Source organism: Streptococcus sp. 1621, assembly GCF_013276615.1.
In the GTDB taxonomy this organism is placed as follows: domain Bacteria; phylum Bacillota; class Bacilli; order Lactobacillales; family Streptococcaceae; genus Streptococcus.
In genome coordinates, this window is the sequence record NZ_VMLJ01000048.1 from 1 (window position 1) to 9,188 (window position 9,188).

General features: G+C 38.5%; 1 protein-coding gene. It reads left to right on the top strand.

Going from position 1 to position 9,188, the window contains the following annotated elements; translation table 11 throughout:
- Positions 1–175: 175 nt before the first annotated feature.
- On the top strand, positions 176–9,188 hold a 9,013-nt coding region (locus tag HT697_RS09575), incomplete at its 3' end, for a YSIRK-type signal peptide-containing protein (RefSeq protein ID WP_173263093.1).

Here is a 9,188-nt window from a genome sequence, read left to right on the forward strand (position 1 = left end):
TTTTGCTGTTCAAATTTGCGAAAATAGTATATAATAATACTGTCTCAAAACTTGTCTTTTGACAAGCCTGGGAACAAAAAGAAAAAAACATATCCTTTCCTTAAATACTAAAATATTTAAGGGGGGGGTATTTTTTAGTACCTCCAGAAAGGAAAAAACGAGAGGTAATTCAATCATGAAAAAATCATATCGTGATGATAACGGGGAAAAGGTCTTCCGTTATTCCATTCGTAAGTACCACTTTGGTGCTGCCAGTGTTGCGGTAGCGGCTCTGATGTTTTTTGCCAACGGAGCTGTGGCAGCGAGTGAGACAATTACTCCAGTTACGGCAAGTGATGTCGTTACGGCAGGTTCTGATGGCAATGCAGATGGGGTTCCAGGAACCTCGGATGAGGAAGACTCCAAGCAAGCTCTGACTGACCAGCCAGCTGAACTTAAACCAGCTGATGAGCTAAAAGCACAAGAGGCGCCGGCTGAAGAAGCTGAACAAGGGAAAGCTGTGTCTAAGCCTGCTGAGGTAGACTCTAACTCTAGCCAGCCAGAGTCTGCTCAAGAGAAGCCTCAAGCAGAGGGAGAAAAAGAGCAAGAACAGCCAGCTGCTGTTGCTAATACAGAGGCAGCCAAATCGACTCAAGGGAATCTGCAAGCTTTGTTGGCAAACCTAACCCTAGACTCTATGAAGGCTCTCCACGATGAAGTGGAAGCGGGTCTAGCAGCAGCTAATGCAGTTTTGAGCGACCCTAAAGCGACACAAGCGCAAGTTGACGAGCAAACAAGGGCTATGGAAGCCCTAATCAGCCGTGTCAACCAAGCCTTGACGCCTGCCCTAGAAAATCCAACAATCTTGGAAAAAGCAGGTCTAGCATCTACAGACCTCACATCTACAGGTATAACTTCTACCGGACTCGCTACTCCAGACGGAGCTGTGACCGAGCAACCAACCGGAGGGAAGCGTCGTAGAGGAGGAGGCTTGAGCGCGACAGCACCAGCTGCAACCCAAGACGCTTCATCTGCTGGAGGGAACGCAACTACTCCTGGAGCTAGCTCTAGCTCTCAAGCTACTCCACAGGCACTCCCAACCTACACCAACACAGAAGGTAAAAATGGTGTTTATGACCTAAAAAAAGAGTTAGAGTTTATCACTAATCAACTCCGAGCTAACAATGCGTCGGAAGATAAAATCCAAGCAGCCAAGGCAGCCGTTGATAAGTTCAATGAAGCCTTCTCTAAAGGAGACACTATCAGTCAATCAGATTTTGATGCGGCCTTAGCAGATCTGAAAAAATCACGTGAACTTATCGAAGGAGTTCTTGCTGAAAAAGAGGCTAATGGAGCGGTTGTTTCAAATCCCCTTGAACCACGGGTTTCTAAGAGGAATGAGTCTGGTTATTCACTTGATGATGATGAAGATGACATCGAACATGAGCAATCTTCAGATACAGAACCAACAACCATCCAACCGCGTTCGAACAGGACACCTCGCTCAGTTGATAGTGTTGGAATATATAATAATAAAAATAGGTACTACTTTGATAGAGGACAAGACCCCGCTAGTCCATATAGCCGATACACTTATGCGTTTTTTAATGAGCGTGCTGTCAGAGGTTCTGGAAATCCAGATAGAATTAGTAGACTACAAGGATATTTGAAAGAAACAGTAACCCCAACAACAGAAGGTTTTAGATGGAATATTGAGATTAACCCTGGAAGAAATGATTTAGATGGTATTAGCTTCATGTTTACGGTGCCTAACGGCCAAAATATTAAACAAGATACAGTAACAGTAACTAAAACCGATAACGCTGGAACAACTTCGAATTCAACCCAGGGTAGAGGTAATAATCAAGATATGGTTACTGGATCATTGAGTGCGGCTGGAGCAAACAGTGTAGTGAAGGGAACTCCCGAGAATACGAATGCTGCTGGAGTAGGAACTCCAGGAAGCCCTAATTACTATTTAGTAGGAAATGTAGATGAGTTTTATAGAAGCGGATTAGCAATCCGAAATACACAACCAGATGCATTCCACAGTAGAGGGGATAGCGAAACTGTACCAGCTAACTCAGAATTACAATCAAGAGCAGAAAGAGAGTTAGGAAATCAGAAACTACAGAGAATTAAAGATTCTAGAGGAGTAACTTATTACGGTAGAATAGCAGGGAATACGAGTTATACAATTACTTTCAAAACGCAAGGTAATAACGATTTAAATAAATTAGATTATTTATCTGTATTAAAAGGTATTAAAAATGGAGAAAAAACTTATTTAGGAAGTATAGTGCACGTTAGAACAGATAGTGAGAAGGGATTTGCTGATAAAAACATATATCGTCTTCAAGGTAATGGCTATTATGAAGTTGAACAAAATACGGCATATTATACGTCTAGATACCTAGGAGAAGGAATAAAAGTTAAAGAGAAAAATGGTAGCGCTGCTTATGCTTATGAAAGATATGAAGATAAGCCGTTAGATCCAAACGTTAAAGGAGTTTTAACGAACGGTGGTAACGCAGGTACTGACAATGCTTTCGATATAGATGCTCAGTCTTATGGAGACTATTATAACGAAGGTGATCAAAAGATAGATAAAGAGACTGCTAAAAATGATGCATTGAATAATGGACAAACCATCAGATGGTATAAAGGAGATAGTGAACTTACTAAAGAACAAGTAACTTTAGATGCTATATCTAGAGCAGGGGTTCACACTTATAAGTATAAAGTTTCGTATAATGATGGTTCCTCTAATGAAGGAGAAATCCATTTTGTAACAAAACCTAAAAAACCTGAAATAACAACAGATATAGAAACAAAACTAGGGCAAACACATGATGTTACAGTGAGAAATATCGAACCAAATAGCGTAGTGAGCTTATATAGAAAAGGTGTAAATAATCAAGCTGATTCACTTATAGGTACAGTTGCAGCTAACGGTCAAGGAAATCAAGTTACGTTTTCAAGAGTCAATCTTCAAGCTGGGACTTACTATGTGAAACAAAAAGTGGGAGGAAGTTGGTTAAATCGCCAAAATAGGATGACTGAAGGAGTTTATTCTGATCCTTCTTCTGATAAAAAAGTAGATGGACTAAGGCTAGGGACTACTGGTTTCTTTAGTGGCAGTGATAGAATCGATAGAAAACCAATAGGAGAACGTTTAGTAAAAGACAACCCAAGAGATGCGGAGTTACTCCACGCCTTTATAGCTGAGTCTCCAGATGGAATTAAAAATGTAGACGTGAAAAATCCAGACAACTTACCTGGATTCACTAAAAATCAACCGTCTAATGCATCTAGTACCACAAGAAAAGGGATAAATGTACGTGTGCCGGCAGGAAATATTCAGGGTTCTTATAGACTTATATTTGAAGCAACTTCTAATAGTGGTGTAACGAAAACATTTACCACGGTTATTAACTATCCGCCAGCAGCCCCATCTTTTGAAACAACATCAGAAAACTTGAAAGGGAAAGCTCAAGAGAATCTAAAAACAACCCAGTCGCCTATCATTATAAATGCAAAAGGTGTGAGTGTTAGTAATGGTAAGGTGCAAGATGGTAAAAAATGGAGAGTCTTTTTGGTTAGAGGTGGAAACAATAGTAATGATTATCCTTCTAAAGCACAAGGTTATGAAATTATCGCTGAAACAAATCCAAGAGATGGAGATAAAAGAGCCGTATTCACACCTGATAAATTTAGGGTGGATAAATTAGGAACTCAACCACTTCGACTTATAACTGCATTGACAGATGAAAAAACAGGAAAAATAGATGAAAACTTAGTTTCTACCTTGAGTACCGATAGTATACAAGCAACTGACCCAATAACAAAACACCAAATAAAGCCGGAAGTAAGTCAAGATCCAGATACTTTAGAGGTTACTGCCAAAGTTGGACAAGGTGGGGCTAATAAGGCGAAGATTACTTTTTTCCCTCCGGGAGTCTTTGGTGCTAATGAAACATTCACTAAAGTAGGAAATTCATGGGTCAAAGAATCACAAAACTATGACTATATAACTATTTCGAATAATCCAGATGGAACAGGGACAATCCATATTCCATACGGGAGGACTGCAAAGAACTATCCAGTTGGAGCTAGTCAATATGAAGAAGGACAAAGTCTAGAATCAGATAATAATAGGGTATTCGTAAAAGGAGATGAAACGGCACCGAAGGTGAGTTTAGGTGATCATGTTCTTCCGACTACTGAAAATACTGCTACAACTCCAATATACAAAGTTGTCCAAGGAAGTGCATTTGCACCGAAACTTAAGGTTTGGGATAATATAGGTAGTGTCAAGGAGTTGGATATAACAGATACCCCTGCTGGAATTACTAAACAGAATTTTGGAGATCAGTTCCAAAGTCAAACAAACGCCAAAGAAAATAGTAAATATAGTGATTCAACATTTAGTGGGAATGTTGCAGATACGCAAGAGGTAGGACAACATACAGCTCAAATTACCGTAAAAGATGCATCAAATAATACAGCTACTTACTACTTGCGTTATGAGGTTCTTCCAAAAGTAGAAGCTAAGCAAACTAAGTTTCCACAAGTTAAAGATAAAGCGTTGCAAGAGGGAAACAATCCTGAAACGTATGTTCAATTCAAAAATGGTACTCAAAATGTTACTAAGCCAGCAGCGGATGTAGCTTGGGAAAGCCGACCAAATACAGCAGTTGAAGGTCTGGATAAAACAGGAGTAGTAAAAGTTACCTACCATGTAACAGATGAGAACGGTCAACCTAGAGATGAAGTTAAAAATGTAACAATCAATACGCCAGTCTATCACGCAACTGTGAATGGTAACGGTATTTATGAAACAACAGTAGGAACTAACTTCTCAGCTTCTACTAGTGCAACAGGGAAGTATTTAACTTCTAACTTTAACACTAATGTTAAATATTATTGGCAATCAAACAGAGAGAATGGATATTCTGAATATGGAGGAGATACACGTAGCCAAACTGCAGATTATCTAGGAAAACGTACGGATACAATTCGAGTTTTCTATCCAAACTCTCAAAATACCCAGGATTTTCGAGATAATCGTTCTGAAGACCATGTGATTACGTTTGTGTCTAAACCTAAAGTACCATCTGTTGATGTTGCCTCACTAGCTGGAAAAGCGAATAAGACAAATCAAACAGTAACAGTTAATAACGTTACACCAGGAACAACAGTTAAATTATACAATGGCGATACTGAGATTGGTTCAGTAAATGTACCGAAAGGTGATAATGAATCTTATACAACTGTCAAAAATAATGTTACGGTAACGGTAAATGGTACATTACCACTTTCTGACAATATTCGTGCAAAAACGATATACACACCTGATAATGTAGACTCGGGATATAGCACGAGTGTAAACAGTACGACGCAGGCACCATCGAAACCAAGTATCTCTCAAAGTCCAGAAGATTTAGTAGTGAAAGCGAAAGTAGGGCAAGATGGAGCTACAAAAGTGACGCTTACCTATGTTAATGCAAATGGAGCTACTAAAACAGTAGGATTTACGAAAAACAATGGAAACTGGGATAAAGATAATGCGAATGCTGATGCTACAGTATCGATTACAAATGAGACTGATGGTCTAGGTGAAATTCAACTTCAACGAGATACAGCACTAGCAGGTTCTGAAGTGACTGTTAAACAAAAAACGAAAACATCAGATTACAGTGCTTCAACAACAATAAAAGCTCTAAGTAGATTAGATGGTCTAACAAATGTTGCTCAAGCAGATGGGGCTGTGGATATCCATGTTCCGGAAGATGCGACTCGTATGAGTTTAACTTATACACCGACAGGGCAAACTACGTCAACAACATTAGAATACACGAAAAACGGTAGAACATGGACATCTCATAATGGAATAAATACTTATTCTGATGCACGAAAAATTTCTATTCCAAAAGGTGCTGTAGAGGATGGTACTACTGTTTCGGTTATTGCATCAAACGATAGTAAAACAACTGCTAATGAAAAAAGTAAAGCGAAGTTTGAACAACCTAGTGAAATAGCTGATGCTATTATACATCAAAACGGAGATGTAGAAGTTGCATTACCAACAAACGCTGAAGAAGTTACATTAAGCTATAAAAATAAAAATAATGTAATGTCGACAGTAACTGTATCTAAGCGCCAAGGTAATACTTGGACAGCAGGAAACTTACCAGATGGAGTAAGCTTCAGGGATGGTAAGGTTACATTTGATTATAGAAAAGTAAATAGAGACACTCCTATTACAACATCCGCTACTAGAGGAACAGGAGAGGAGAAATCACAACAGCGTACGAAGACAATCTCTATACCAGAGCATGTAGCTCCTAAAGCGACGAATGTTGTTATTTCAGCTAACGGAACACCAACTAATGAACAATTATCTGCAGGTGTGGAAGCTAATAATAAACGAACAGTTGTTGCTAAGGAACAACAAACCGCTGTTGCGGCTGGAACTAAAAAGGTGGTTAAAACTACATTAACTTATCAAGACAATTCAACAGAAGAAGTTGATGTAACGGTAATTTCACGTCCACTAGCTCCGAGTGTTGATAATTTAGAAACTCGTTCTTCAGTTTCTGGACTTCTATCAACTGCTCGTACTATTTCAGGTCAAGCTATGGCAGGAGCCGAAAAAGTAAAATTAACTTTACAAGATGGTAACGAGAAAGAAATTAATGTTTCTAGAGATGGTAGCTGGAATTACACATTAACATCAACTGAATTACTTACACAAACAGCCTCTAGATTTAATGCGAAATACAGTGATAGAAAAATTAGTGTTGTACAAGTTAAAAATGGTGTAGATTCAGAACCAACTAGAGTTGGTGTTCTAATGGGTAGAGCTACTGTAGATACTCCACTTCAAGCTGGTCGTACTATAACTGTACACATACCACATGATGCAACTGGTGGATATATCCGCATAGGAGGTTCAGTAAGCAATAGTGGAGTAGACATCGGCTTGAAGAAAGTGGGAGATAATTGGACTTTAGCAACAGACACAGCTACGACTAATAAACTTGAATTAACAGCAGAAGTAGATCCAGATAATCAAGCTATGACTAAAGTTACACTAAAAGTTAAAGATAATAGTGTATATAATTCACCGTTTACAATCGGTTCAGAGCGAGGGGCTGTAAAATTCAGAGCACACTTATATAATGGAGGAGCGATTAATCAACCAATTGATGTCAATCGTCAGGCTGAATTAAATTGGATTCTTTCAGAAACTCCTACAAATACAAGACCGACAGTCGAACTAACTAAAGAAGTTGGAACGGATACACCTAAACTTAAGGATAATCATGTATTTGCCGCACCAACTGTTGATGAACTTAAAGGATATTTTGAGGGAAGCGACGTTGAGGATGATAATGGTTTAACAGTAGGTTATGCTGCTTCAAACGTAGGAAAATTACGAGTTCGTGTATTTAGAGATAGAGATATGTCTGCTAATAGGCCAGGTACATCAGTATCTGCTGTGAACAACAGAATACCAGCTGGAAATTATACACTTGTATTATCTACAATTGATGCTGCAGGTGAAGAGTCTAATGTTATTGAGAAGAACATTGTTGTTAAAACTATGGCAGACTTCTACAGAGATTCGCTAAAATATCCAACAGAAGCAGAAAAAGCGATTTTTGGTAATGATGATCTTGAAGGTGATAATTTCAAACAAGAAGCAAAAACACGTTTTGCAAATAAAGTTCGAGTGGCAAATCAAGGAAATGTTAACCTTCCTGAAAATGTGACATACACAGCAGGAAGAGACAACAATAAAGATAGAACAGTTGTCGCTAACTTCCCGGATGGTTCTACTATTGATATTTCTCATTCATTAGTGGCGAAACCAACGAAGCCTACATTTAATTCAACTGAAGGACAAGGAGTAGATGCCAAATTAAGTGATACAGATCGTGTAATTAGTGGAACAGCACTTCTAAGTGCAACGAAGGTAACTATTCATTTCCAAGATGGTCGTGGTGAAAGAGGAAGTCAAGATGTGACACCAGTTAATGGAAAATGGAGCTATAACTTACCGGCAAATCGTTATCTTCGCCAGACTGATAACACATCAGTTATAGGATCATCATCAGTTCCATTGTCAGTAACACAGACAGTCTTTGATGCTGTTAGTGATAAAGAAAATATCTATGTAGCAAAACATAGAAACTTCGAAGGTAGAACAATCACGCAACCAAAAGGAAGTGCAGAATTAAAAACTTTAAAACAAGATGCCAAAAAAGGTATTAAGTACACTGAGAAAAATATAGAAAAAGAATTCCCAAGTGATTTTGAGGCAACATGGGAACAAACTCCGGTTATCGATACAGTAGGTAAAAAGATATACAAAGTTCAAGTAACAGAAAAAGAACAATCGGATACAAGTAGACCTGGTGAGTATGATGTAACAATTATAGTAACAAATCCAAAACCTGTAGAGTTAACTTATGAGAATAAGGACAACGGAACAACTCGCATTAAGTTACCGACAGATGCGGATAAAGTAAGGTTAACAATTCCAAAAGGAAATAGAATTGAAGAATATACTCTTACTTCAGAAAATAATTGGGCGCTACCATCTAACTCTGGAATAACAAGAGAAGGAGATTACTTAGTCCTAAACTCTAACTCTGTTGACGGAAGTCGTCAAGTAACAGCAATAGCTACTAAAGGAGAAGGAGAACTTAAGAGTCAAGAGACACCAACGTCTATCTCAATTCCTACACATGACCTTGAAGTGACGAAAATCACGAAAAAACCTGGAGAATCAACGACAAACGAAGAATTACTTGCAGCGGTAGATGTAGTTAATAAACAATCAGCTGCACTAAAAGAAGGAACAAAATATCCAACAACTGTAGGAATTTATAATCTTGAAGTTGTGGTAACCTATGCAGATAGAAGTACTGAGATAATTAGAGTACCTTATGAAGTAACGGCAGTTGACAATTCAGGATTAAGAGAAGTTAAGAATGGATTAGATACAGAGCGTAATAAGGCTGTAGATACAACAGGTAAGACACCAGAGTCAGTATCAGCGTACAATGATGCAAAACAAAAAGCAAAAGAAGCATCAGAAGCAGCGCAAACAGTGTTAGACAATCAAAATGCAACAGCACAAGACATCCAAGCAGAAATTACGAAAGTAAATAAAGCGAAAGTGAAGATAGCAGCAACAG